At 72.7% G+C, this 22,555-nt stretch carries 21 protein-coding genes; 11 read left to right on the top strand and 10 right to left on the bottom strand.

Annotated features, from left to right (window positions below):
• Positions 1 to 150 precede the first annotated feature (150 nt).
• Positions 151 to 930, bottom strand: a complete 780-nt coding sequence (locus OG702_RS03325) for an SDR family oxidoreductase (RefSeq protein WP_327287360.1) — start codon at positions 928 to 930, stop codon at positions 151 to 153.
• On the opposite strand from OG702_RS03325, the gene OG702_RS03320 reads away from it, so the two are divergent.
• The 7 genes from OG702_RS03320 to OG702_RS03290 all read left to right on the top strand — a co-directional run bounded on the left by OG702_RS03320 (position 853) and on the right by OG702_RS03290 (position 6,234).
• Positions 853 to 1,182, top strand: a complete 330-nt coding sequence (locus OG702_RS03320; protein WP_327287359.1) for a winged helix-turn-helix transcriptional regulator — start codon at positions 853 to 855, stop codon at positions 1,180 to 1,182. The genes OG702_RS03325 and OG702_RS03320 overlap by 78 nt on opposite strands.
• A 129-nt stretch (positions 1,183 to 1,311) precedes the next feature.
• Positions 1,312 to 1,671 (top strand): DUF1330 domain-containing protein, encoded by a 360-nt coding sequence (locus OG702_RS03315; RefSeq protein ID WP_327287358.1) that lies wholly within the window; start codon positions 1,312 to 1,314, stop codon positions 1,669 to 1,671.
• Positions 1,672 to 1,867: 196 nt separating this feature from the next.
• The gene (locus tag OG702_RS03310; RefSeq protein WP_327287357.1) at positions 1,868 to 2,467 is read left to right on the top strand and encodes a sulfite oxidase-like oxidoreductase; all 600 of its coding nucleotides are present in this window, start codon (positions 1,868 to 1,870) and stop codon (positions 2,465 to 2,467) included.
• Positions 2,437 to 3,192, top strand: coding sequence for a ferredoxin reductase (locus OG702_RS03305; protein WP_327287356.1), 756 nt, complete (start codon positions 2,437 to 2,439; stop codon positions 3,190 to 3,192). Before OG702_RS03310 ends, OG702_RS03305 begins: the two co-directional genes overlap by 31 nt.
• 1 nt (position 3,193) lies before the next feature.
• Entirely contained in the window at positions 3,194 to 3,487 is a 294-nt protein-coding gene (locus OG702_RS03300) for a DUF6510 family protein (protein WP_327287355.1), read from the top strand.
• 463 nt (positions 3,488 to 3,950) lie between these two features.
• Positions 3,951 to 4,523: a hypothetical protein gene (locus OG702_RS03295; protein ID WP_327287354.1), complete on the top strand. Its 573-nt coding sequence runs from the start codon at positions 3,951 to 3,953 to the stop codon at positions 4,521 to 4,523.
• 328 nt (positions 4,524 to 4,851) lie between these two features.
• A complete protein-coding gene (locus tag OG702_RS03290; protein ID WP_442814686.1) occupies positions 4,852 to 6,234 on the top strand; it encodes an MFS transporter in 1,383 nt (460 codons plus the stop codon).
• A gap of 36 nt (positions 6,235 to 6,270) precedes the next feature.
• Here the strand turns inward: OG702_RS03290 and OG702_RS03285 are convergent, their stop codons facing one another.
• Complete coding sequence (locus OG702_RS03285; protein WP_327287352.1) at positions 6,271 to 6,810, bottom strand: DUF6529 family protein; 540 nt, start codon at positions 6,808 to 6,810, stop codon at positions 6,271 to 6,273.
• A gap of 50 nt (positions 6,811 to 6,860) precedes the next feature.
• Positions 6,861 to 7,388: a COG4315 family predicted lipoprotein gene (locus OG702_RS03280; RefSeq protein ID WP_327287351.1), complete on the bottom strand. Its 528-nt coding sequence runs from the start codon at positions 7,386 to 7,388 to the stop codon at positions 6,861 to 6,863.
• A gap of 317 nt (positions 7,389 to 7,705) precedes the next feature.
• Between OG702_RS03280 and ggt the strand changes: the two genes are divergently transcribed.
• A complete protein-coding gene (ggt, locus tag OG702_RS03275) occupies positions 7,706 to 9,556 on the top strand; it encodes a gamma-glutamyltransferase (RefSeq protein WP_327287350.1) in 1,851 nt (616 codons plus the stop codon).
• Positions 9,557 to 9,578: 22 nt separating this feature from the next.
• Here ggt and OG702_RS03270 read toward each other — a convergent pair whose 3' ends face one another.
• The 5 genes from OG702_RS03270 to OG702_RS03250 form a co-directional block, all read right to left on the bottom strand.
• A complete protein-coding gene (locus OG702_RS03270) occupies positions 9,579 to 10,415 on the bottom strand; it encodes a carbohydrate ABC transporter permease (RefSeq protein WP_327287349.1) in 837 nt (278 codons plus the stop codon).
• 1 nt (position 10,416) lies between these two features.
• On the bottom strand, positions 10,417 to 11,250 hold the full coding sequence (locus OG702_RS03265; protein ID WP_327293068.1) for a carbohydrate ABC transporter permease: 834 nt from the start codon (positions 11,248 to 11,250) through the stop codon (positions 10,417 to 10,419).
• A gap of 56 nt (positions 11,251 to 11,306) precedes the next feature.
• Positions 11,307 to 12,584: an ABC transporter substrate-binding protein gene (locus OG702_RS03260; protein WP_327287348.1), complete on the bottom strand. Its 1,278-nt coding sequence runs from the start codon at positions 12,582 to 12,584 to the stop codon at positions 11,307 to 11,309.
• Between the two features lie 130 nt (positions 12,585 to 12,714).
• Complete coding sequence (locus tag OG702_RS03255; protein WP_327287347.1) at positions 12,715 to 13,236, bottom strand: cupin domain-containing protein; 522 nt, start codon at positions 13,234 to 13,236, stop codon at positions 12,715 to 12,717.
• Between the two features lie 144 nt (positions 13,237 to 13,380).
• Positions 13,381 to 14,208: a glycoside hydrolase domain-containing protein gene (locus tag OG702_RS03250; protein ID WP_327287346.1), complete on the bottom strand. Its 828-nt coding sequence runs from the start codon at positions 14,206 to 14,208 to the stop codon at positions 13,381 to 13,383.
• Between the two features lie 140 nt (positions 14,209 to 14,348).
• Here OG702_RS03250 and OG702_RS03245 point away from each other — a divergent pair, with 140 nt between their 5' ends.
• Positions 14,349 to 15,194, top strand: coding sequence for a GOLPH3/VPS74 family protein (locus OG702_RS03245; protein ID WP_327287345.1), 846 nt, complete (start codon positions 14,349 to 14,351; stop codon positions 15,192 to 15,194).
• Positions 15,195 to 15,275: 81 nt separating this feature from the next.
• Here the strand turns inward: OG702_RS03245 and OG702_RS03240 are convergent, their stop codons facing one another.
• On the bottom strand, positions 15,276 to 16,133 hold the full coding sequence (locus OG702_RS03240) for a class I SAM-dependent methyltransferase (RefSeq protein ID WP_327293067.1): 858 nt from the start codon (positions 16,131 to 16,133) through the stop codon (positions 15,276 to 15,278).
• 355 nt (positions 16,134 to 16,488) lie between these two features.
• On the opposite strand from OG702_RS03240, the gene OG702_RS03235 reads away from it, so the two are divergent.
• The gene (locus tag OG702_RS03235; RefSeq protein ID WP_327287344.1) at positions 16,489 to 17,181 is read left to right on the top strand and encodes a S1 family peptidase; all 693 of its coding nucleotides are present in this window, start codon (positions 16,489 to 16,491) and stop codon (positions 17,179 to 17,181) included.
• A 16-nt stretch (positions 17,182 to 17,197) separates the two neighbouring features.
• Here the strand turns inward: OG702_RS03235 and OG702_RS03230 are convergent, their stop codons facing one another.
• The gene (locus OG702_RS03230; RefSeq protein WP_327287343.1) at positions 17,198 to 18,145 is read right to left on the bottom strand and encodes a helix-turn-helix transcriptional regulator; all 948 of its coding nucleotides are present in this window, start codon (positions 18,143 to 18,145) and stop codon (positions 17,198 to 17,200) included.
• Positions 18,146 to 18,237: 92 nt separating this feature from the next.
• Between OG702_RS03230 and OG702_RS03225 the strand changes: the two genes are divergently transcribed.
• Positions 18,238 to 22,446, top strand: coding sequence for a S8 family serine peptidase (locus OG702_RS03225; RefSeq protein ID WP_327287342.1), 4,209 nt, complete (start codon positions 18,238 to 18,240; stop codon positions 22,444 to 22,446).
• The last annotated feature ends 109 nt before the right edge of the window (positions 22,447 to 22,555 follow it).

The raw sequence follows: 22,555 nt of genomic DNA, 5'->3' as shown, positions 1-22,555 counted from the left end.
CTCCCGTTGTCGCGTACGTCCCGTTTTGTGCGCTCACGCTATGTGGTGATCCACCGGAGGAACGGGAGGTGCAGGCGCGAACCGCGGGCGATTTGCGGGTCCGGCGGTTCGCTGCCGGTCAACGGGACCGGCACGGGGTGGGCGGTGCGGCTACCAGTCGAGGGTGACCGGCACGAAGGGAGCGTGCTCCGGAGCCGCCTTGCGCGCCTCCAGGGCGGTGATGGCCGGTGCGCCCACCGGGACGCGCAGCGGAGGGTCGGAGCGCTCGATGGTGTCGGCGACCGCGGCGGCCACTTCCTCCGGGGTGATCGCCTCGAAGATGGAGGTGCCGCGCAGCGGCCCGAACTGCTGGAACAGCTGGGTGTAAGGGTCGTTCTCGGCGAAGAAGGACTTGGCGCGCTCGGGCCCGCCGGAGGAGACGGTGCCCGGCTGCATGATGCTCACCTTGACCCCGAAGTGGCCGGCCTCGACGGCCAGCGTCTCGGCGAACGCCTCAAGCGCCCATTTGCTGGCGGCGTACGGGCCGATGATCGGCACGACCGCGCGGCCCTGGATGCTGGAGACGAAGACCAGCCAGCCGGCCCCCCGTTCGCGCATGGCGGGCAGCACCCCTTGGGCCACCCGCAGGGCGCCGAAGGTGTTGAGCTGGAAGAGGGCCTCGACCTCGGAGACCGGCACGTTCTCCAGCGACCCGCGGATCGTCGCGCCGGCGTTGCTGACGAGCGCGTCGATCTCGCCCGCCGCGCGAAGGGCCTCGTCGACGCTGTCCTGGTCGGTGACGTCCAGGCGCAGGCACTGGTCGACGGGGAGGCCGTCGAGGTCTTCGAGCCGGCGGCCGGTGGCGACGACCCGATGGCCGCGGGCGGCCAGTTCGATCGCGATGGCCCGGCCGATGCCCCGGGAGGCGCCGGTGATGAGTACGGACGTCATGTCGGTCTCCTGTCTGGTGGTGCGGCGGATCCGGCGACGCATCGATGCCGGGTCGCCGGGCTTCCGCGAGGTGCGGGGCGGCTGGGACCTGCGGGTGCGGATCCGGCCGCCAGTGGGCCGCCGCGGGACGAGTACCTCCTCGCCGACGCCGGCCGCGACCTCCTCCCCGTCCTCACCGCGCTGCGCGTGTGGGGGGAGCGGTATGCGACCCCCGCCCGCGTCGCCGGCTCCGCCGACCCGGATCCGGCCTAGCGCCGCGCCCCTCGCCCCCCATGCGCCGCCCCGGTGGCAGAGTCGCCGGGGCGGTTCGACACTGGGAGGCGGGTCCACAAGGGCGGCGCGGCCGCGTACGCGCGGGTCGCCGATACGGAAGGCGCCGACATGAGCACGTACCTGATCAACCACTTGCGTATCCCCGGTGACATCCCCAACGACGACGCGCTGGACTACCTGGAGCACGTCGAGGCGACGGTCGCGCCCTACGGCGGCAAGTGGCTGGCCAACGGCGAGGTCACCGTCACCGAGGGCTCGTGGCCCGGCACGGTGGTGCTGATGGAGTTCCCCGACCGTGCCGCGGCAGAGAACTGGTACAACTCACCCGAGTACGAGAAGCTCCGCCCGCTGCGCATCGGCAGCGCGATCTCCGACATCGTGCTGGTCGACCAGCTTCCCCCGGACTACACGGTCAAGGGGTTCGCCCAGCAGGTCAGGGCGATGAAGGCCGCAGCCGCGAAGAGCTGACGGTCGCCGCCCCGCCCAGCGCTCGACGGCGGCCGACGCGCCGCGGCCTGTGCCGTCGCGGTGCCGCCCGGTGCGTGCCATCCTCGGAATGAGGGGGGCTTGCGTCGGAGCGGGGCATCCGCGTCCGCCCGCCGGGCGACGCGCCACGCACCCGCCGCACGCGACGGGCAGGGTCCCTTGGAGGTCGACACTCGTCATGCCCATCATTTCGCGCGGATTCCACGGCCGGCGGCCCGAGGCCGGGCACAAACTCCCTCCCGGGCAGTACGAGACCCGTGACTTCCCGGTGCTGTCGGCCGGGCCGACCCCACGTGTGCCCCGCGAGGACTGGGAGTTCTCGGTCGTCACGGAGAACGGCGAGCGGCGGCAGTGGTCGTGGGCGGAACTGATGGCGCTGCCCCGGCAGACGCCCACGGTGGACCTGCACTGCGTGACCAAATGGTCGAAGTTCGGCACCTCGTGGGAGGGCGTCTCGCTGGACACGCTGCTGGCGGACGTCGAGTCGTCGGCGCATTACGCGCTGGTCCACTCCTACGGCGGCTACACCACCAATATCCCGCTCGCCGACCTGCTCGACGGCCAGGCGTGGATCGCCTTCCGTTACGGCGGCGAGGACCTGCCGCCCGAGCACGGCGGCCCGGCCCGGTTGCTCGTACCGCATCTGTACCTGTGGAAGTCCGCGAAGTGGGTGCGCGGGATCGAGCTGCGGGAGCACGACGAGCAGGGGTTCTGGGAGAGCGCGGGCTACCACGACTACGGAGACCCATGGCGCGAGCAGCGGTATCAGGGCGACTAGGGGCGCGGCTGCGCTGGCAGGCCGCCACGCTGGTGGAGCGGCGCGAGGAGACCGCGTCCGCGCAGACGCTGGTGTTCGACGTGCCCGGCTGGGCCGGGCACCTGGCCGGGCAGCACGTGGACGTACGGCTGACGGCCGAGGACGGCTACAGCACGCAGCGCAGCTACTCCCTGGCCTCCGCGCAGGACGCGGACCGGCTGGAGCTGACGGTGCAGCGCGTGCCGGACGGCGAGGTCTCGCCGTATCTGATCGAGGGCCTGGCGGTGGGGGACCGGATCGAGATCCGCGGGCCGGTGGGCGGCTGGTTCGTGTGGCGTCCCGAGCAGCGGGAACCGGTGCTGCTGGTCGCCGGCGGCTCCGGCCTGGTGCCGCTGATGGCGATGATCCGGGCTCGGGAGGCCGAGGGCAGCCGGGCGCCCTTCCGGCTGCTGTACTCGCTACGCGAGCCGGCCGACCGGCTGTACGCGCCGGACCTGGAACGCGGCTCCGCGGGGCTCGACGTCACCTACGTCTACACCCGCTCCGCCCCGCAGGGCGCCACCCGACCGCCGGGACGGCTGGCCCCGGCGGATCTGGTGCAGTGGGGGTGGCCCCCGGACTTCGAACCCACGGTGTACGTGTGCGGACCCACCGGTTTCGTGGAGGCCGCCGCGGTGCAGCTGGTCGCCCAGGGCCATGACCCCGGCCGTATCCGTACCGAACGCTTCGGCCCCAGCGGAGGATGAGATGGACGCGATCGTGCCCGCCGACCCGTACGCCGACAGCTACCTGGACGGCAACGCCCTGGCAGGTCCGCTCTCGGAGCTGTTCGCGGTGGACGTCACCGCGGCGGTCAGCCGCTGCGCGCACTGCGGGTCCACCGGACCGGTGGCCCTCCTGCGGGTCTACCCGCGTGGCCCCGGCCTCACCGCGCGATGCCCCGACTGCTCCGGGGTGGTCCTGCGGCTGGTGCGCGGCCCCGACACCGCGTGGCTGGACATGCGGGGCGCGGTCCGGCTCGCCGTGCCGCTGGCCGACTGACGGCCGACCGGCCCGGCGGAATTCGTACGGACCTCCGTATCCCAGACGTGTCAGCAGCGCCGCTGCCGCAGTTATGCGGATCGCGGGGAAAACGGGGCTGGTGGGGCGGGAATTCCGGGAGAGGGAAAGGGTTGCGGCCTCGCCGCAAAGGTATCGCAAAGTTTTGCGCGACCGTGTCATGAGGTCTATCGGGATGCGGTGGGATGCAGTTCCGCAGGCGTTCGCACCTGGCGTTCATGCAGGTGAGCAGCAATTTCGTGAGGGGACGCCGTCGGCGGCCGATTGACTTTTCGGCCATCTGCGGACCCTCTCCGAAGGTGGGGGGAATATCGCCATGACGCATGAGAATCAGCAGCCGGACCCGCCGGACCATCCGCCGGGACAGCGGCCGGAAGCTGCGGAGAATACCAAACGGGGCAATATTGTCGCGACGCTCGGAACGATCAAAGATCTGCTGAACAATGTGGTGGGCATTGTGACGGTGATCGTCTCGGTGCTGGCCATTTTCGGTGGCGGCGCCGCGGTCGGGCACAGCACCGCCTCCTCGGATCCGGCGCCGGCCAGGACCGTGACCGTGACGGTGACCCCGTCCACCACCCCGAGCCCGACACTGACCACCGGCGACCCGAGCCCGTCCGAACCGCCGACCACCACACCGCCCGCGGCGGCCGGCGGGACCGAGCTCGGCTCCTACACCGTCGACCTCGGCTTCGGGCACTCGATCCCGCTCGGCGCGCACAAGCCGCGCCAGGCCGACTTCAGCACCAGCGGGCTCGGCGACCTGGGCACCGCCAACCCGGCCGACCACCTGGTCTTCGTGCCGATCAACAACAACAAGATGCTCAGTCTCGACGACGGCGCGACCCCGGACTACGACTCCTGCGCCGCCGACACCGTCTTCGCCACCCAGGCCGACAGCAAGCCCGGCACCGCCTTCTGCCTCATCGAGAGCGGCATGATGGCAGGCGTCAAGATCACCTCCGCGCATCCCGCCTACGTGGTGCTGAGCGTGACCGTCTGGTCGTACAGCGGCTGACCCGCGTCACCGCGGGTCAGCCCGTGCCCCGCCTCGGAGCCCACCGCACCGGGGCGGGGCACACCGCTGCCGGGCGCGGGCGGCCGCAAGATCGGGGTGCGCGCAGGTGGGATGCATGATCGGGTGTGGGGGCGGGCACCCGAACCCGGGTCGGACAGCTGTCCACGGGCGCGGCGGCGTGGCAGCGATCCGCACGCCGGAGCCCACCCCCGCGGAAGGACGCCCCCTCGTGGATCTGATTCACCGGACACGGCAGCATGCCCCTGCGGGGCGGCAGGACCCGTCCTCCCGGTGGCGCGCGCTGGCGGTCTGCCTGACCGCGAGCTTCATGACGCTGCTGGACGTCAGCATCGTGAACGTGGCGCTGCCGTCGATCCGGACCGGGATCGGTGCCTCGCAGAGCGGCCTGCAGTGGGTACTCTCCGGATACGCCCTGGCCTTCGGCCTGGTGCTGGTGCCGGCCGGGCGGCTCGGGGACCTGCGCGGCCGCCGCAGCGTCTTCATGGTGGGGCTGGTGGTGTTCACCGTCGCCAGCGCGCTGGCCGGCGCGGCCCAGAACGAGGGGTGGCTGGTGGCCGCCCGGCTGGTCCAGGGCGTGGCGGGCGGCATCCTCGTGCCGCAGGTGTCCGGCTTCATCCAGCAGATGTTCCGCGGGGCCGAGCGCGGGCGGGCGTTCGGCCTGCTCGGCGCCACCATCGGGGTGTCCACCGCGGTGGGGCCGCTGCTCGGCGGCCTGCTGATCCAGCTGTTCGGCTCGCACGAGGGCTGGCGCTGGGTCTTCTACGTCAATCTGCCGATCGGCCTGGTGCTGCTCCCGCTGGCGCACCGGGTGCTCCCCGCCCCGGAGCCGAAGGACCGCACCCAGGGCGCCCGCACCCACCTCGATCCGGTCGGCGTGCTGCTGCTGGGCGTCGCGACCGTGGTGCTGCTGCTGCCGTTCGTCCAGGAAAGGGAGTGGCCCGGCCTGCAGAAGTGGCTGCTGCTGCCGCTGGCCCTGCTGCTCCTGGGCGGTTTCGTGGCCTGGGAACGGGGCTACGGGCGCCGGCACGATCCGCTGGTGGACCTGGCGCTGTTCCGCCGGCGCTCCTACGGGCTCGGCACCCTGCTGTCCCTGCTGTATTTCGCCGGATTCACCTCCATCTTCTTCGTCATGACGCTGTTCCTGCAGAACGGGATGCACTACTCCGCGCTGGAGGCGGGCGCGTCCATCACGCCGTTCGCCCTGGGCTCGGGCGTCGCCGCCGCGATCGGCGGGCGCGTCGTGACCCGGATCGGGCGCCCGCTGGTCGCGGTGGGGCTGGTCATGGTGGTCGTCGGCCTGCTCGGCACCGTGCTGGCCGTCCATTTGGACAGCGGGCGCTCGGTGGGCCTGGTCACCGCGCTGCCGCTGCTCTTCGCCGGTGTCGGCAGCGGCCTGGTGATCTCGCCGAACCAGACGCTGACCCTCAGCGAGGTGCCGGTGGAGCGGGCCGGCAGCGCCGGCGGCGTCCTCCAGACCGCCCAGCGGATCGGTTCGGCCGCGGGTATCGCGGCCGTCGGGTCGGTCTTCTTCTCCAAGGCCGGCGGATCCCGCCCCGACTGGTCGGCCGGGCTGCAGGCGGGACTGATCACCTCGGCGGGCCTTGCCGCGCTCGCCCTGGTGGTCGCGCTGGTCGACGTCACCACCGGCCCGCGCAACGCGCCGCGGGCCGCCGACGGCGGGAAGGCGTGAGCCGGCTGCCGGGCCCCGGCCGTCCGGCCGGGGCCGTCAGTAGGAGGAAAGGCCCGGCACGGACTCGCCGTTGAGCTGCCACAGCGCGGCGGTGTACCAGAGCAGCGCGATGCCGACGACCAGCAGTGCCCCCACGATCGGCAGCAGCCAGCCGGGCAGCCGGCGCGAGTGCACCACCAGCACCTTGGCCGCGAAGGCGCCGTAGAACGCGCAGCCGGTCACCGAGTGGATCGCCACCCGCGGGCTGGTGGTCTCGATGCCGTAGGTGACCAGGCAGTGGGAGGCGATCGGCACCGAGAGCAGGAAGGCGACGTATCCCAGGGCGCGGTGCCCGAGCCTTACCGGGCGCGGGGCCGCGCGCAGCCGGGGCAGCCGGCCGTACATCCACAGGGCGAGGCCGAGCTGGACCAGGGCCAGCGACAGCAGGACGGTGCCGAGGCGTGCCTTGAGGTCCATCGCGGCGACGCCGTGGTCGCCGAACAGGCCGTGGTCGGGCTCGGGGCTGTGGTGGTCGCCGATGACGTAGATGCCGACACCGACGGCGATCGGTACCAGGATGCCGAGCGCGACCGCCACCGCACGTACAGCGGGGCGGCGGGGCGGTCGCGCGGCGGTACGGGCTCTGGTCAGCTCGTGACCTGCTTGCCCTTGGCGTTCAGCACGTACCACAGGGCGCCGAACTGGTTGAGGCCCTGGCCGTTGGTCTGGCCGGGCTTGGTGTCGCCGATGTAGTAGTACAGCGGGTGGCCGTTGTAGCTGACCTGCTTGGCGCCGCCGGAGCGCTGCGCGGTGCCCAGCAGGGTCTTGTCGGCGCCCTGGCCGGGCTTGGCGCTGCCGGCGGTCAGCAGCGGCGGCCAGGCCGCCGCGCAGCTGCCGGTGCAGGTCGACTTGTTCTTCTTGTCGGCCAGGAAGAGGTAGAGCGTGCGTCCCTTGGCGTCGACCAGGATGGTGCCGAGCTTGCCGGAGGACTTCGTGGCCACGGTGGCCTGGGCGGGCGTGGAGTTGGCGACGGCCGCAGCGGTGGCGGCGTCGCCGCCGCCGGAGGAGCCGGCGGCCGGGCTGCTCGCGGAGGGGCTGTTGCTCGAACAGCCGGTCAGCAGCGAGGCGAGCAGGGTGGCGGCGACGCACGTGGTCGCGGCAAGGATACGTTTCATCACATCTCCGAGGAATGGACGCAGCAGGGGTCCAAGCGTCCCTCCGCGCTGCCGCCACGCCCTGGTACGCCACACACCTGAGCCGCTGTGACCAGGCAGGATCAGCCAAGCGGGCCAATGGACCGGGCGGCCGGCGCCGTCAAGCCGCGCTGGTCCTGCTCGGCGCCGGCGCCGTCAAGCCGCGCTCGTCCTGCTCGGCGTCGCCATCGCCGCGGTCCTCCTCCGCACGCCCCGCGCGGACACTTCCGCGTGCTCCTGACGTGACGGCTGGGGTGAAGTTACGCTGCCGGGACCGTCGTTGAGTGGAGGCTCCGTCAATGGGACGCAACCGTCGCAGGGACCCGGACGCACAATCGACCAGGCGTCAGCCGCACCGCAGGGCCGTGGGGGCGGTGTCGGTGCTCGCCGTCACCGCGGTGGTCGGCGCCCTCACCGCGGCCGCGCCCGCGCACCACGATCCGGGGTCGCCGCCGGCCAAGGCGCCGGTGGCCGTCGGCTACGGCGGAGCCGTCTCCAGCGTGGACGCCGACGCCTCGGCGGCCGGTGTCGAGGTGCTGCGGCACGGCGGGAACGCGGTGGACGCCGCGGTGGCCACCGCCGCCGCGCTCGGCGTCACCGAGCCGTACTCCTCGGGCATCGGCGGTGGCGGCTACTTCGTGTACTACAACGCCCGCCAGCACAAGGTCTTCACCATCGACGGCCGGGAGACCGCGCCGCACAGCGCCACCGACCAGCTCTTCGTCGAGAACGGCCAGCCGTTGGCCTTCGCCGACGCCGTCACCAGCGGCCGCAGCGTCGGCGTGCCCGGCACCGCCGCGACATGGCAGACGGCGCTGGACTCCTGGGGCTCACGGTCGCTGGGCGAGGTCCTGCGGCCCGCCGAGGAGATCGCCCGCGACGGCTTCACGGTGGACGCGACCTTCAACTCCCAGACCGCGGCCAACCAGGACCGCTTCAAGGACTTCCCGGCGACCGCCGCGCTCTTCCTGCCCGGCGGGCAGCCGCCCGCGGTCGGCTCCACCCTGCGCAACCCGCAGCTCGCCCGCACCTACCAGGAGCTGGGCGCCAAGGGGATCGGCGCGATCTACCACGGTGACATCGGCGCGGACATCGTCCGGACCGTGCGCAGGCCCCCGGTGGACCCCGCAGCCACCCGCGTGGTGCGCACCGGCGACCTGACCACCGCGGACCTGGCGGCGTACACCGCGAAGAAGCAGGCACCCACCCACACCGCCTACCGCGGCCTTGACGTGTACGGGCCCGCGCCGTCCTCGTCCGGCGGGACCACGGTGGCCGAGGCGCTGAACATCCTGCAGCACACCGATCTCAGGAACGCCTCGCAGGTGCAGTATCTGCACCACTACATCGAGGCGAGCCGGATCGCCTTCGCCGACCGGGGCCGCTGGGTCGGCGACCCCGCCTTCGAGCAGGTGCCGACCGCCGGGCTGACCTCGCAGCGGTTCGCCGCCTCCCGGGCCTGCCTGATCAAGGACGACGCGGTGCTGACCAGCCCGCTCGCCCCGGGCGACCCCGCGCACCCCGCCGCCTGCGGCGACACGGGGACGGCCGCGCCGACCACGTACGAAGGTGAGAACACCACGCACCTGACGGTGGCCGACAAGTGGGGCAACGTCGTCGCCTACACCCTGACCATCGAGCAGACCGGCGGCAGCGCCATCACCGTGCCGGGCCGCGGCTTCCTGCTGAACAACGAGCTGACCGACTTCTCCTTCGTCCCCGCCAACCCGGCCGCGCCCGACCCGAACCTGCCGGGGCCCGGCAAGCGGCCGCGCTCGTCGATCTCGCCGACCATCGTGCTGAAGGACGGCCGCCTCGACTTCGCGATCGGCTCGCCCGGCGGCGCGACCATCATCACCACCGTGCTCCAGGTCCTCACCGAACACGTCGACCGGGGCCTGTCGCTGCTCGACGCGATCGCCGCGCCCCGCGCCAGCCAGCGCAACGCGGCGAGCACCGAGCTCGAACCCGCCCTGTGGGACAGCCCGCTGCGGACCGACCTGGAGGGCATCGGCCACCACTTCGTCCAGAACCCGGAGATCGGTGCGGCCACCGGTGTCCAACGCCTCGGCGACGGCCGCTGGTTGGCCGCGGCGGAGCCGGTGCGCCGCGGCGGCGGCTCGGCGATGGTGGTGGTACCCGCGCGGTAGGCCGCGGTGGCCGGCGGCCGGGTCAGTCCTCGATTCCGGAACGTTCGATGCCCGCCACGATGTGCCGCTGGAGCAGCAGGAAGACCAGCAGCAGCGGCAGCATCGACACGGCCGCCGCCACGAACAGCTCGTGGATGTTGACCACTTGGGCGGTGGTGAAGGTGGACAGCGCGACCTGGACCGTCCAGGCGGACTGGTCCTGCCCGATGACCAGCGGCCACAGGAAGGCGTTCCAGGCGCCGATGAAGACGATCACGGAGACCGCGGCGAAGACCGGGCGCGAGTTGGGCACCACGATCCGCCAGTACGTGCGCCAGTAGCCCAGCCCGTCGACCTTCGCCGCGTCCTCCAACTCGGCCGGGAAGCCCAGGAAATACTGCCGGAAGATGAAGCACGCGAAGGCCGAGAAGATGGTCGGGATGATCAGCCCCCGCAGGGTGGAGATCCAGCCGAGCGAGGAGACCAGCACGAAGCTCGGCACGAAGGTGACCGCCGCGGGCACCATCAGCGTGCCGAGGATCGCGTAGAAGACCTGGTCGGACCAGCGGTACGGGATGCGGGCCAGCCCGTAGCCGGCCAGCGAGGCCAGCACCACCGTGCCGACCGTCGTGGCCACCGCGATCATCGCCGAGTTGAGCAGCGAGCGGGCCATCGGTACCGCCGGGTCGTCGAACAGCTCGGTGACGTTGGACCACTGGAGGTGGGACGGGAAGAAGGTCCAGTCCGGCGAGGTGATGTCCGCCTCGGTGGACAGGCCGTTGCGCACCAGCAGGTAGAAGGGGATCAGGAACAGCAGGGCGAGCACGACGAGCAGCACCAGACGCACCGCGCGCCCGAACGCCAGCAGGGCCTTGTCCATGTCAGTCCTCCCTCCGAGCCAGCCCGAACCACCGCGCCTGCCCGACCGTGACCACCGCGATGATCAGCGCGAGGAGGACGGCCCCGGCGCTGCCCTCGCCCAGGTTCTGCCCGCGCCCCAGCGCGGTGTTGTACAGGTAGACCAACGGCGGCCGCGCGTAGGGCGGGTAGCCGCGCGAGTCGCTGAGCAGGTTGTAGAACTCGTCGAAGGCCTGGAAGGCGTTGATGACCAGCAGCAGCGCCACCGCCACCGAGGTGGCCCGCAGTTGCGGGAAGGTGATGTGGCGGAAGACCTGCCAGCCGGGCCGCGCGCCGTCCACCGCCGCGGCCTCGTACAGCTGCGGCGGGATGCGCTGCAGCCCGGCCAGGAAGAGGATCATGTAGAAGCCGGCCTGCAGCCACAGCCGTACGGTCACGATCACCAGCCAATACCACGGCGGGTGGGTGGTGGACAGCCATGCCGTCTGGTCCGCGCCGAACCAGCCGAGCACGGTGTTCGCCAGGCCGAAGCGCACCCCGTTGAAGATCGACAGCTTCCAGATCAGCGCGGCCACCACGTAGGAGCAGGCGGCCGGCAGGAAGAACACCGAGCGGAAGAACGCCTGGGCGTACCGCAGCCGGTTGACCATCAGCGCCAGGCCCAGCGAGAGCGCGAACGTGGCGGGCACGATGAACAGCGCGAAGACCCCGAAGGTCTCCAGGCTGTCGGTGAACGCCCGGTCCCCGAGCATCGACGCGTAGTTGTCCAGGCCCACGAAGTGGTGCGGGGACACCGTGTTGTGCGCGTCGAAGAAGCTCAGGTACACGCTCCACAGCAGCGGTACGTAGGTGAACATGGCGAGCCCGGCGGCGAAGGGGCCGACGAAGACCCAGAACCACAGCGTGCGGTGTCTCACGAGGCCTTCTGTACCCGCTGCAGCTCGGCACCGGTCTTGCGGACCACCGCTTTGAGCTCCGTGTCGGGGTTCGCGCCGTCCTTGATGATGCGGCTGAGCGCGTCCTGATACGCGGTCTGGCTGGCCGGTGTCCACAGCAGCGGCTGGGCGTAGCCGTGGTCGGTGGCGAAGGAGACGGCGTCGGCCGCCGCGCCCTCGCGCAGCTTGGCCGCCTTCTTCGCCAGGGATATGCGAGCCGGGATGTGGAAGCCGTAGGAGAGCGCGAAGTCCTCCTGGTAGTCGGTCTTGTCGACCCACAGCCACTTGATGTACGCCTTGGCCTCGGCCTGGTGCTTGCTGCGGGAGTTGACGGCCGCGCCGTAGGCGCCGACCGGGACGGTGGGCTTGCCCGCCGGCCCGTCCGCGGGGAAGGGCAGCACCCCGAAGTCGTCGCCCAGCGCCTTCTTTACCGCCGGCAGCGCCCACAGCCCGGACCACTGGAGCGCGGTGAGCCCCTGGACGAACGCCGACGGGTCGGACCAGTCGGTGGGCGCGCCGAGCAGCAGCGACTTGTCGGCGTAGAGCTGGTGGAACTTGCCGAGCGTACGGGCGGCGGCCGGATCGTCGAAGCCGACCTGGCCCTTCTCGGTGACCAGGCTCAACCCGGCGGCGTACAACGGCGTTCCGCCGAGGACGCCCGCCCCGCCGTCGTTGCCCAGGAACAACCCCTTGACCTTCTTGGTGGTCAACGCCGCGGCCGCGTCGATCAGTTCGTCCAGCGTCGTCGGCGGCTGGATGTTCGCGGCGCTGAGCAGGCTCTTGCGGTAGTAGAGCAGCTGCATGTCGATGACCTGGGGTATGCCCCAGATCTTCCCGTCGTAGGTCTTCGGCTGCAGCACGGCCGGGTTGAAGTCGTCCTGCACGGCGGACAGCAGGTCGGTGACGTCGACGACCTGGCCGCCCTGGATCTGGTCCAGCGTCGGGCTGCCCTCGAAGACGTCGGGCCCCGAGGAGGTCAGCAGCGCGGCGGCGGTCTGCTGGTCGTAGTCGCCGGGCCGCCACTGCACCTTGACGTCCGCCGCGCTGTAGGCGGCGGCGTAGCGGCGCACCGCCTGCTCGGTGCCGGCCTCGCCGTACTGGTGGTACCACTGCTGGAGGGTGACCCTGCCCGCCCCGCCGTCCTTGCCGCCCCCGTCGTCGTCCCGCCCGTTGTTCGACCCGCACGCGGCGGCCAGCGCGCCGGTGAGGGCCAGGCTGCCCCCGGTGCCGAGCAGTTGTCTGCGACTGAGCGTCATGGTTTCTCCCCCGAAGTCGGAGCGGTTCCCGGCGATCTTCCCGGCGTTCAACGACCACAACCATGCAGGCGGATTACGACAGAGTTGTTACGCGAACGTGGCGGCACTCTGGGTGGCGGAACGGGTCCGCTCAGTACCCGGCGGGCCCGACCCCGTCGGGGCCGAGCACGTACAGCGCGGGGACGTTGATCACGACCGCCTCCTGGGTGCTGCGGGCGATGACGACCACGGCCTCGGTGTGCGGATCCGGGTTCTCCTCGCGGTGCGGCACGAAGGGTGGGACGAAGACGTAGTCACCGGGGGAGGTGCGCAGCCGCAGCTCCTTCGGGGTGTCGCCAGAGCCGTCGAGGAAGACGAACTCGGGGTGCCCGCTCACCACGTAGATGGCGGTCTCGGACTCGCCGTGGTGGTGCTCGGCGGAGGAGGTGGCGGCCGGCACGTGGGTCTGGCCCATCCACAGCTTCTCCGAGCCGGCCGTCCGGCCGCTGACGGCGGCGAACCTGCGCATGCCGCCGGTCTGCGCCGTGTCGCCGTCCAGGTCGCCGGCCCGGATGTGGTGCAGGCGGGACCGCGGCGAGGCCGCGGGAGAGGCCGGGGCGTTGTGCAGGTGCGGGTGGAAGCCCTCGCCGGGTGTCGTCAGCGGCTCACTCATGGCCGGACGCTAGGCGCGGGCCGAAATCCATGTCAAGAGGGCCGTGCGGCCCCGCCGCGGGCCGGTGCCCGGCGTCCGAGGACGATCCGGGCGCCGGGCACCGCGGCGGGGCCGACAGCCGCGGGCAGGCCGTCCTGCCCGCGGTCAGCCGACGATGGCGACCGGGCCGTCCCAGGCGTCGCGGTCCACCGTGATGGTGTAACCCTTGCGGCTTTCCTTGCTGTTGACGGTGTACTGGTGGCCGCGGCTGTGGTCGGTGTACAGCTTGGGGTCCCACGGCCAGTCCGTCGTGCTGGCCTTGCCGTCGAGCAGCGAATACCAGAGGTTGCCCGGCAGGTCGGTCTTGTTCGCCGCCGTGGCGATCGCCTTGGCACTGGAGGCGGCGAAACCGTAGTAGCCGGCCCGGTAGGTCTTGGCGCGCAGCGTCTTGGTGAACGAGCGCACATACGCCAGCACCGCGTTGTTGCACGAGGTGTTCGTGACGGAGTACGACTCCATGTCCAGGTAGATCGGCGAGCCGGCCTTCATCCCGAGAGCCGCGGCCTTGGCGACCGCGTCCTTGCCGTCGGTGGCGCCGAGCGAGGTGGCCGTGGCGGCGGTGAACTTCTCCGGGCTGGAACCGGTCTGGCAGGGCGGCTGGGCCCCGACGTAGATCGGGATGAGCTTCCAGCCCTGCGCGTTGACCGTCTTCACCCACGAAGCGGTCAGGTTCTTCTGCGCGCAGCCGCGGTTCTTACCCCCGACGTAGACCGCGGCGCCGCCGTAGTAGCCGTCGGCCCGCCACGCCTTCATGGCGGTCGACGAAGGCGCCGTGCAGGCGTCGAACGCCCGGCCCGTGAAGGTCTTCTGCGCGGGCCAGGTGGTCGCGGCCATGGACGACTGCGCCATGACGACACCCCCTGCCACCACTGCGGCCCCCGCCGTGGACCACGCGATGTACCTGCCCTTCTTGGACAAGCGGTGCTTGGACAATCCCCACCCTCATTCCTTCGGCGGCCTCGCCGCCGACGTTCTTGACGCCCGGCCACACCGGGCGCCCCGATCGTAGAGCGCGCCGGCCACTTCGCCGTCATCGGGGACGAAGCAGGCCTGCGCTGCTTACTGTTGAAGCCATGACGATGGGGGACGAACTGCTGCTGCTCGCGATCGAGCCGCGCGGGCGGCGGATACGGGGCGGGGGCCGGCTCCGGTTCGCCCTGCGGGCTGCGGAGTTGGCGGAACTGGCGATGGCGGGGAGGATCGCGCTGGGTGAGCGGCGGATCGACGTGCTGGATCCGTCGCACGTGGCGGACGGGCGGCTGAACAACGTGCTGCACGCTCTGGGCGCGGAGACGCCCGCGCCCACGGTGACGGAGTGGCTGCGAGGGACTCGGTCCTCCCTGGTCACCGAATACGTCTCCCGGCTGCAGGACCAGAAGGCGGTACGGGTCCGCCGCTGGCGCGACCGGGGCGGCCGCACCCGGAACGACATCCGCTCGCTCGACGTGCCGCGCCGCCGAGCGCTCGTGGCGCGGCTCGACGCCGTGATACGACCCGGCGCCGGCGCGGCGCCGGCGGCCGGGCGCGACCTCGTCCTCGCCGCCCTCGTGCAGGCGGCAGGCCTGGCCGGTGCCGTCTACCCCGGGCCGCGCGGCTTTCCCGCCCGCCGTCGCCTGGCCGGGTTCGTCGCCGCCGACGGTGTCGCCGCCGGCGGGGTCGCCGCCGCGACCGCGCAGGCGGCCGTGGCGGCCGACCAGGACCTCGCAGAACGGCTCGCGATCGGCGCCGACCTGCTCAGCCGCGGCCTCCACGGCCAGCTCAGCAAGCTCTACGCCGACATCACCACCGGCGGGCACGGCCTCGGCCACGACCTCGACCCGGGCAGCTGGTCCGGCGGGCACCACACATCCGGCACCGGCGGCCACCACGCGGGGGGCCACGGTGGCGGCCACCACGGCGGCGGCCACGACGGCTGGTGACCGTACGTGCCCGCGCGCCGCGGCGTCCCGTGCCGGGCGCCGTCGGCCGCGGCGGGAACGTACCGGCCCGTGCTGCCGGGCTCAGGTGGTGGCCAGCAGCAGATCCTCGCCGCTCGACGGGCGCAGGCCGTCCGTGCGGTCGGCGAAGTAGCGCTCGGCGAGCAGGGACCCCGGCACGTGGCGGACCTCCGCGAAGCCGGCCTCGCGGGCCAGCTCCAGCATCCTCTGCGGGGCGTAGAGGCTGAGGAAGGGTGTTCCGGAGGCCCGGGCGTTCTTCTCGCTGGCCCGCAGCCCCGGCTGGTCGGCGGGGTCGACGAGTTCGGTGGGCAGGATGAACGTCATGGCGAGCGTCGAGCCGGCGGCGAACCCGGCGATCTCCCGCAGGGTGGCCACCGTGGCGTCCTCGGTGAGGTACATGCTCACGCCGGTGGACACGATGACCGCGGGCCGGCCGGGATCGAAGCCGGCGGCGGCCAGCTGCTCCCGCCACTGCGCGTTCGCCTCGAAGTCGACGGGCACCAGGTGCAGCCATTCCGGGACGCCGTAACCGAGTTCGACCAGGCGGCGACGTTTCCAGGCCTGCGGGCCCGGCTGGTCCACCTCGAACATCCGGAGCCGGGAGGCGATGTCCGGCCTGCGCTGGGCGAAGGTGTCCAGACCGGCTCCCAGGACGACGTACTGCTTGACGCCACGGTCGGCCTGCACGGCGACCAGGTCCTCGATGAAACGGGCGCGGGCCACCATGGCGCCGCGGAATCCGCTGGTCAGGTGCGGGTCCATGTCCGGGCGTTCGCGCCACTCGTCACCCGGTGCGACCAGCCGCAGGCCGACCTCGTCCTCGATGACGTGCGGAGGCGGGTCGACCTGGACGTGCATCGCCCGCCACAGCGCGGTCCGTACGGCGCTGCTCTCCGGTGCCTCGATCTGCTGGTCCGCCATGGCGGTTCCCCCTTCGCTCGCGGTCAGTTCCTCGCGGGAGCCTGCCACGCTCCACAGGCGCCCGTCGGGGTCGCGTACGGTCATCTCCCGGGTCCCGTAGTGCGTGTCAGCGAGGCTAGCAAGGTGGCTCGGCAGCCTGGACGGGCCCGGTCGACGTCCTACGTGTGAACCCGCCGTCAGCGTGAAGGTGACGGCGGACGGGCGGACGGGCGGTGGGTGAGCCAGGACTGCCCGATTGCGGCCTTGTGGGCCGTCCCGGCCCGTTCGCATACTGGCCGCATCGTGACCGCGCGGCTCTCGCGCCGCCCCCGGGCGCAGCCGGCACGGCGACGTCCCGTCCCCCAGGAGGCTCCCGTTGAGCATCGGACACCGCTTCGCCGCCCGGACCGCCGCCCGCCGCCTCGGCCTGGCCGTGGTCGCCCTCGCCGCCTTCGCGGCCCCCACGGCCGTCGCGAGCCCGCCGGCAGCGGCAGCCGCCGCGGCCGGCCCGCTGCGGCCGCTGGTCTCGGCCGGGGACACGATCTACGCCAACAACGGCACGTCCTGCCGTGCCGAGGTCAACGCCCGCAACGCGAGCACCTACTCCATCATCCTGCCCGGTCACTGCACCCAGGGGACCACCGCCTGGTACACGAACGCCTCGCACACCACCTCCATCGGCCCCACCGTCGCCACGTCCTTCCCGGGCAACGACTACGGCCTGATCCGCTACGACAACCCGGCGGTGCCGCATCCCGGGGGCGGCTACACGTCCGGCAACCCCTACGTCGGCGAGCGGGTCTGCCGCAAGTCCGCAGTCAGCGGCCTGCACTGCGGGGCGGTCACCGCCCTGAACGCCACCGTCAACTACGGCGGCGGCCAGGTCGTGAGCGGCCTGATCGCCACCAGCGTCTGCTCCGAGCCGGGCGACACCGGCGGCCTGCTCTACGCGGGCACCACGGCGCTTGGCATGTTCTCCGGCGGTTCGGGCAACTGCACGTCCGGCGGGACCAGTTACTACCAGCCGATCGCCGAGGCCCTGGCTGCCTACGGTCTGTCGCTGTACTGACCGCACCGGCGCCGGATCACAGCCAGCCGCTGCGGGCCGCGATGACGCCTGCCTGGAAGCGGTTGGCCGCGCCCAGCAGGTCGAGCAGGCGGCTCATCCGCCGCCGCATGGTGCGTATCGACAGGCCCAACTGACGGGCTATCGCCTCGTCCTTGAGCCCGCTGACCAGCAGGATCAGCAGCTGGCGGTCCTCCTCGTCGAGCGGGTCCGCGGCGGGGGCGTCCAGCGGGGTGGCCTGCCGCCAGCACATCTCCCAGTAGTCGATGAGCGCGTCGAGCAGGGTGGAGGGGCGGATGACCGCGGCCCGCACGTCGGTGAGGTCGAGGGAGAGCGGCATCAGGGCCAGCCGGCGGTCGGCGATGGCGATTTTGACCCGCAGCCCCGGCAGTACCCGTGCCTGCTCGCCGTGGCCGATGAGTTCGCGGATGTCGCCGAGGACGCCCGGCCACTGCAACGCCTCCGGGGCGTAGATCGAGCGGTACTCCACGCCCCGCGCGAGTGCGGCGGTCTCCACCGGGTTGGAGGTGGTCAGCGCGTAGGGCGGCCGGTCGAGGGCGATCACCTCCTTGCGGGCCTCCTGCTGCAGACGGACGAACCAACGGCCGAGCGCCTCGCTGCCGGTGGTGATCTCGACGTCGTCGGTGGCCCCCTCCTGGGCCGCGTTGAAGAGCAGGGACAGTTCGGTCGCCGCGCTCCTGACTCGGTCGAGCTCGACCGTCCTGGCCCTGATCAGCGCCTCCATCGCCGCCCGCGGCTCGATCGCGGCATAGCGGCGGCGGGATCCGGCGAGCCGGCCGACCAGCCCGTGGTCGCGCAGCCGGTCCAGCGCGCGCCCGATCCGCTCGGCGGAATGGCCCAGTTCGGCAGCGAGTTCGACCGGGCGCGCGGTGTGCCGGGCGAGGACCGCGCGGTAGACGCACTCGTCGAACGGATCGATACCCGCGGCCGTCAGTTCGGTGATCACCGACCGAATTCTGGCCCACGCGTGCCACTGGCATCAATGGGCCACGGTGAAACGTTGCCCCGGTCCGTTCGCGCCGCGTAGGACTGCTGCCCATGGCACTCACTCGTCGAACATCGCTCAACGCCGGCTTGGCGGCCGTCGTCGTCGGAGGGCTCCTGGCCTGGACTCCGGCCGCCGAGGGCTCGGTTCCTGCGGGACCCCGGCAGCGGGTGATCGTGGAGCTCTCCGGGGCCGCCGCGGTCGGCGCGGCACCCGGAGGCCGGGTACGGGCGGCCGACGCCCCGGCGGTCGCCGCGGAGCGCAGGTCGGTGGCGTCGCGGCAGCAGGACTTCCTCGGTGCGGCCGAGCAGGCCGGCGTGCACCCCGGTTCCGTGCACGCCTTCAACCTCCTCGTCAACGCGGTGGCGATGACGGTGCCGGCCGGCGAAGTGGGCCGGCTGTCCGCGCTGCCGGGGGTCTCCGCGGTGGTGCCGGACGCCCCGGTGAAGGCGCAGACCGATGTCAGCGTTCCGCTCATCGGCGCGCCCGACGTGTGGAAGGGCAAGGACGCGGCGGGGAAGGCCGCCGGGGGAGCGGGCGTGACGGTCGCCGTCATCGACTCCGGCGTCGACTACACCCATCCGGACCTCGGCGGTGGATTCGGCCCCGGGCACAAGGTCGTGGCGGGCTACGACTTCGTCAACGGCGACGACGACCCGATGGACGACAACGGCCACGGCACCCACGTCGCGGGCATCATCGCGGGCAAGGCGGCGGAGAAGGGCGGGATCACCGGCGTCGCCCCGGACGCGACCATCGTCGCCTACAAGGTCATGGCCGCCGACGGCACGGGCTGGGAATCCGACATCATCGCGGGTGTCGAGGCGGCCGCCGACCCGGCGAATCCGCACCGCGCCGACGTCATCAACATGAGCCTGGGCGGCGTCGGCGACGGCACCGACCCGCTGGGCCTGGCCGCGACCGCCGCCACCCGGGCGGGTGTTGTGGTGGTGGCCGCGGCAGGCAACGCCGGTCCCGGCCCGAACACCGTCATCACCCCGGCGGACGCCGACGGGGTCATCGCGGTCGGCGCCTCGACGACCAACGTCGTGCTGCCCACAGCCTATCTGGCCGGTCCCCGCCCCGAACTGCTGCAGACCACCCGGCTGCCGCTGTCCGCCAACCCGCCGCTGGGACCCGTCACGCGTCCGCTGGTGGACCTCGGGGACGGCACGGACTGGTCCGAGGCGGGCGACCTGCGTGGCAAGATCGCGCTGGTCCGGGCGGCCCCCACGGTCGACCTCGCCCGGGAGGCGGAGCAGCGGGGCGTCTTCGCCCTGCTCGTCGGCCCGGCGGCCGGCGCCGGCGGCGGCCCGCAGTTCTCCGCTGCCGGAAACGCAGCCGGAAGCCCTGCCGCAACCGCAGCCGGAAGCGCCGCCGAAAGCACCGCCGGGACCGGGGTCGCGCCGGTGGCCGCGGACGCCCCCGGGATCGACGCCTCCGGCGACTCGCAGCGCATGGACAGAATCGTCCTCATGAGCGTGGACGACGGCCAGTACGCGCAGTTGAGCGCCCGGCTGAAGAGCGGCCCTGCCTCCGTCACCGTCCGGGGCACCGACGCCACCGACCAGATCGCGTCCTTCTCCTCCCGCGGCCCCTCGCCGCGGCTCGAACTCAAGCCCGACCTGGTGGCGCCCGGCGTGGAGATCCGCTCCACCGTGCCGAAGAGCCTCTGGGCGCCCGGCCAGTACCGGATGTCCGGTACGTCGATGGCCGCGCCGCACGTCGCGGGCGCCGCGGTGCTGCTGCGCCAGCTCCACCCCGGGGAGTCGCCCGACGAGGTGAAGGCCGCGCTGGTCGGTACCGCGAAGCCGCTGGCCGGCAGCACGCCGACTACGCAGGGCGCCGGCCGGCTCGACGTGTCCGCGGCCGCCGACACCGTACTCACCGCGGCGCCCGCGTCCGTCTCGTTCGGTCTCGCGGACCTCTCCCGGCAGACCGTCGGCGGCAGCAGGACCGTGACGCTGCACAACTCCGGGACGCGGCGGCTGTCCGCGGCCCTGACCGCCGACGGCTCCGCCACGGTCAGCCCCCGGCACCTGGCCATCGCCGCCGGCGGAACCGCCACCGCCACCGTGACGCTGAAGGCGCCGCGGCCGGCCGGCGCCGTCGAGGTCACCGGGCGTGTCACCGTCACCCCCGACCGCGGCCCGGCCCTCACCGTCCCCTGCCTGCTGGTCGCGCGACCGCTGCTCGTGCAGGCCACCCCGGATCCCGGCGACGGCCACACCACGGTCTTCGTCGGCAGCCCGGTGCCGCTCGGCGGGCGGCCCACCATCACCGTCACCCCGCCGCACGGCAAGGCCACCACCGTCACGGCGGTGAGCGACAGCGCCACCTCCTACGAGGCCGCGGTGACCGTCAAGGACGCCGGGGCGTACCAGGTCTCGGTCAGCGGCGTCGCGACCACCCGGCAGCGCCTCGTCGGCTCCGCCGGCTTCGAGGTCACCCCGGCGGACAGCCGCGGCGACCGGTGGCAGCCGGTCGGCCCCAACTCCGACGCCGGCGAGATCACCATCGCCCCCAGCGACCCCAGGCAGGCCGTCCTCACCCAGACCGGCAAGGTCGGGCCGTGGCTGACCACCGACAGCGGCGCCACCTGGACCCAGCTCAACCGCCTCCCGGTCGCCGGCGGCGGCGGCAGCGTCGTCATCGACGCCAAGCAGCCGGACCGCTGGTGGTACGCCGTCAGCGGCGACCAGTTGAGGGCGGGCACGATCCTGCGCACCCAGGACCGCGGCCGCACCTGGAAGACCCTCGACGTCCCGAACAGCCGCATCACCGCGCTGGTCGCCGACGAGCGGACGCGCTCCCTGACCGCCGTCACCGACGACGGGCTGCTCGTCAGCACGAACGCGGGCGACACCTGGACGGCGTACCCCACCGGCGTCCCCGGTGACATCAGGTGGGCGGCGGTCGGCGGCGACGACCTGTACCTGGCGACCCAGGACGGCGTCTGGATCCGGCCCGGCGTCGTCTCCGGCACCCCGGGAACCCCCCGGCAGATCTACAGCGCCCCCGGCGACATCAGGGGCGTGGTCGCGGACGGATCCCTCGTCGCCGCCTACGACCTGGAGACCGGCGTGGTCGGCTCGCACGACCACGGGGGCACCTGGTCCACCCTGCTCGCACAGCCCTGGATCGGCGACGGCCTCAGGATCTCCGGCGGCGACGTCTTCCTCGCGGCGGCCGGCACCAGCTGGCTCGGCCGCGACGAGGGCCGCAACTGGTCGCAGCTCCCCGACCCGGCGGCCAGCGCGATACCGCTGGACTACGACCGCTGGGCGGACGGCACGTTCACGATCGCCGAGCAGACCGCCGGCGTCTACCGGGGCACCACGCCCGGCGCGGGCTACCGGCGCATCGGAGTCCAGGGCGGAACGGTCTACGACCTCGCCGTCACCGGGAACACCCTGCTGGCGGGCACGCCCTACGGCGTCCAGCGCGCCCGGCTGCCGCTCGACTCCCCGGAGTGGGGCCCCTCGGGCAACGAGGGCCGGTTCGGCGAGACCGTCAGCCTGCTGGCCGTCTCGCCACGCAACCCCAAGGTGGTGTGGAAGGTCCGCCAGGGCTCGGGCGACGGCACGTTCTACATCTACCGCAGCGACGACGGCGGTACGACCTGGCAGCAGAAGTCGTCCTTCCAGGAGAACCCGACGTCGCTGACCGTCGACCCCGCCGACCCGGACCGGGTGCTCGTCGGCTACACCACCCTCGACGACGCGGGCCTCTACGCGACCACCGACAACGGCGCCACCTGGAAGGCACTCCACCACGACACCTTCTTCAGCGCCGTGGCCGGCGACCCGCACGACCCGCTGCGCCTGTGGCTGGGCGGCACCGACGGCCTCTACCGGTCCGACGACGGCGGAGCGACGGTCACCGAGGTCGCGGACGGCGCGGTCTCGGCGCTCACCCTGGACGGCAGCCGGCTGCTCGTCGGCGGTGACGGCGTCCGGGTGAGCACCGACGGCGGCCGGTCGTTCAGGACCGCGGACACCGGCGGCCTCCCGACCCAGGTCTCGGACATCATCCGGGTCGGCGGCACCCTCTACGCGGCGACCACGTCGTCCGAGGTGAACGGCCTGCTCAGGGGCGGCCGTGGCGTGCTCCGCAGTACCGACAACGGCCTGACCTGGGCCAACATCTCGAACGGGCTGCAGAATCTGAACGCGGGCGCGCTCGCCGCAAGCCCGGACGGCGGCTACCTCTACGTCGGCACCGTCGCCGGCGGCGTGCACCGCCTGAAACTGCGGCACTGACGCCCAGCCGGCAGCGGCGGGAGGGGACGGCTCGCCGCGAGCCGTCCCCTCCCGCCCCTGCCGTGTTGTGGCGTCCGACCGATCCGCCCGGACACAGCGGAGGTTCGCC

Origin of the sequence: Streptomyces sp. NBC_01198 (assembly GCF_036010485.1) — a bacterium.
Classification (GTDB): domain Bacteria; phylum Actinomycetota; class Actinomycetes; order Streptomycetales; family Streptomycetaceae; genus Actinacidiphila.
The sequence above is the reverse complement of the archived record's forward strand: the minus strand, read 5'-3'. Positions and strand labels throughout refer to the sequence as shown.

Coding starts and splice junctions, on each gene's coding strand:
- OG702_RS03310 (WP_327287357.1), top strand. CDS start 1,868: ATGCCCATCATTTCGCGCGGATTCCACGGCCGGCGGCCCGAGGCCGGG.
- OG702_RS03225 (WP_327287342.1), top strand. CDS start 18,238: ATGGCACTCACTCGTCGAACATCGCTCAACGCCGGCTTGGCGGCCGTC.
- OG702_RS03290 (WP_442814686.1), top strand. CDS start 4,852: ATGACGCTGCTGGACGTCAGCATCGTGAACGTGGCGCTGCCGTCGATC.
- OG702_RS03315 (WP_327287358.1), top strand. CDS start 1,312: ATGAGCACGTACCTGATCAACCACTTGCGTATCCCCGGTGACATCCCC.
- OG702_RS03270 (WP_327287349.1), bottom strand. CDS start 10,415: ATGGACAAGGCCCTGCTGGCGTTCGGGCGCGCGGTGCGTCTGGTGCTG.
- OG702_RS03255 (WP_327287347.1), bottom strand. CDS start 13,236: ATGAGTGAGCCGCTGACGACACCCGGCGAGGGCTTCCACCCGCACCTG.
- OG702_RS03320 (WP_327287359.1), top strand. CDS start 853: ATGGCCGCGGGCGGCCAGTTCGATCGCGATGGCCCGGCCGATGCCCCG.
- OG702_RS03265 (WP_327293068.1), bottom strand. CDS start 11,250: ATGTTCACCTACGTACCGCTGCTGTGGAGCGTGTACCTGAGCTTCTTC.
- OG702_RS03300 (WP_327287355.1), top strand. CDS start 3,194: ATGGACGCGATCGTGCCCGCCGACCCGTACGCCGACAGCTACCTGGAC.
- OG702_RS03240 (WP_327293067.1), bottom strand. CDS start 16,133: ATGGCGGACCAGCAGATCGAGGCACCGGAGAGCAGCGCCGTACGGACC.
- OG702_RS03245 (WP_327287345.1), top strand. CDS start 14,349: ATGACGATGGGGGACGAACTGCTGCTGCTCGCGATCGAGCCGCGCGGG.
- OG702_RS03305 (WP_327287356.1), top strand. CDS start 2,437: ATGGCGCGAGCAGCGGTATCAGGGCGACTAGGGGCGCGGCTGCGCTGG.
- OG702_RS03325 (WP_327287360.1), bottom strand. CDS start 930: ATGACGTCCGTACTCATCACCGGCGCCTCCCGGGGCATCGGCCGGGCC.
- ggt (WP_327287350.1), top strand. CDS start 7,706: ATGGGACGCAACCGTCGCAGGGACCCGGACGCACAATCGACCAGGCGT.
- OG702_RS03260 (WP_327287348.1), bottom strand. CDS start 12,584: ATGACGCTCAGTCGCAGACAACTGCTCGGCACCGGGGGCAGCCTGGCC.
- OG702_RS03280 (WP_327287351.1), bottom strand. CDS start 7,388: ATGAAACGTATCCTTGCCGCGACCACGTGCGTCGCCGCCACCCTGCTC.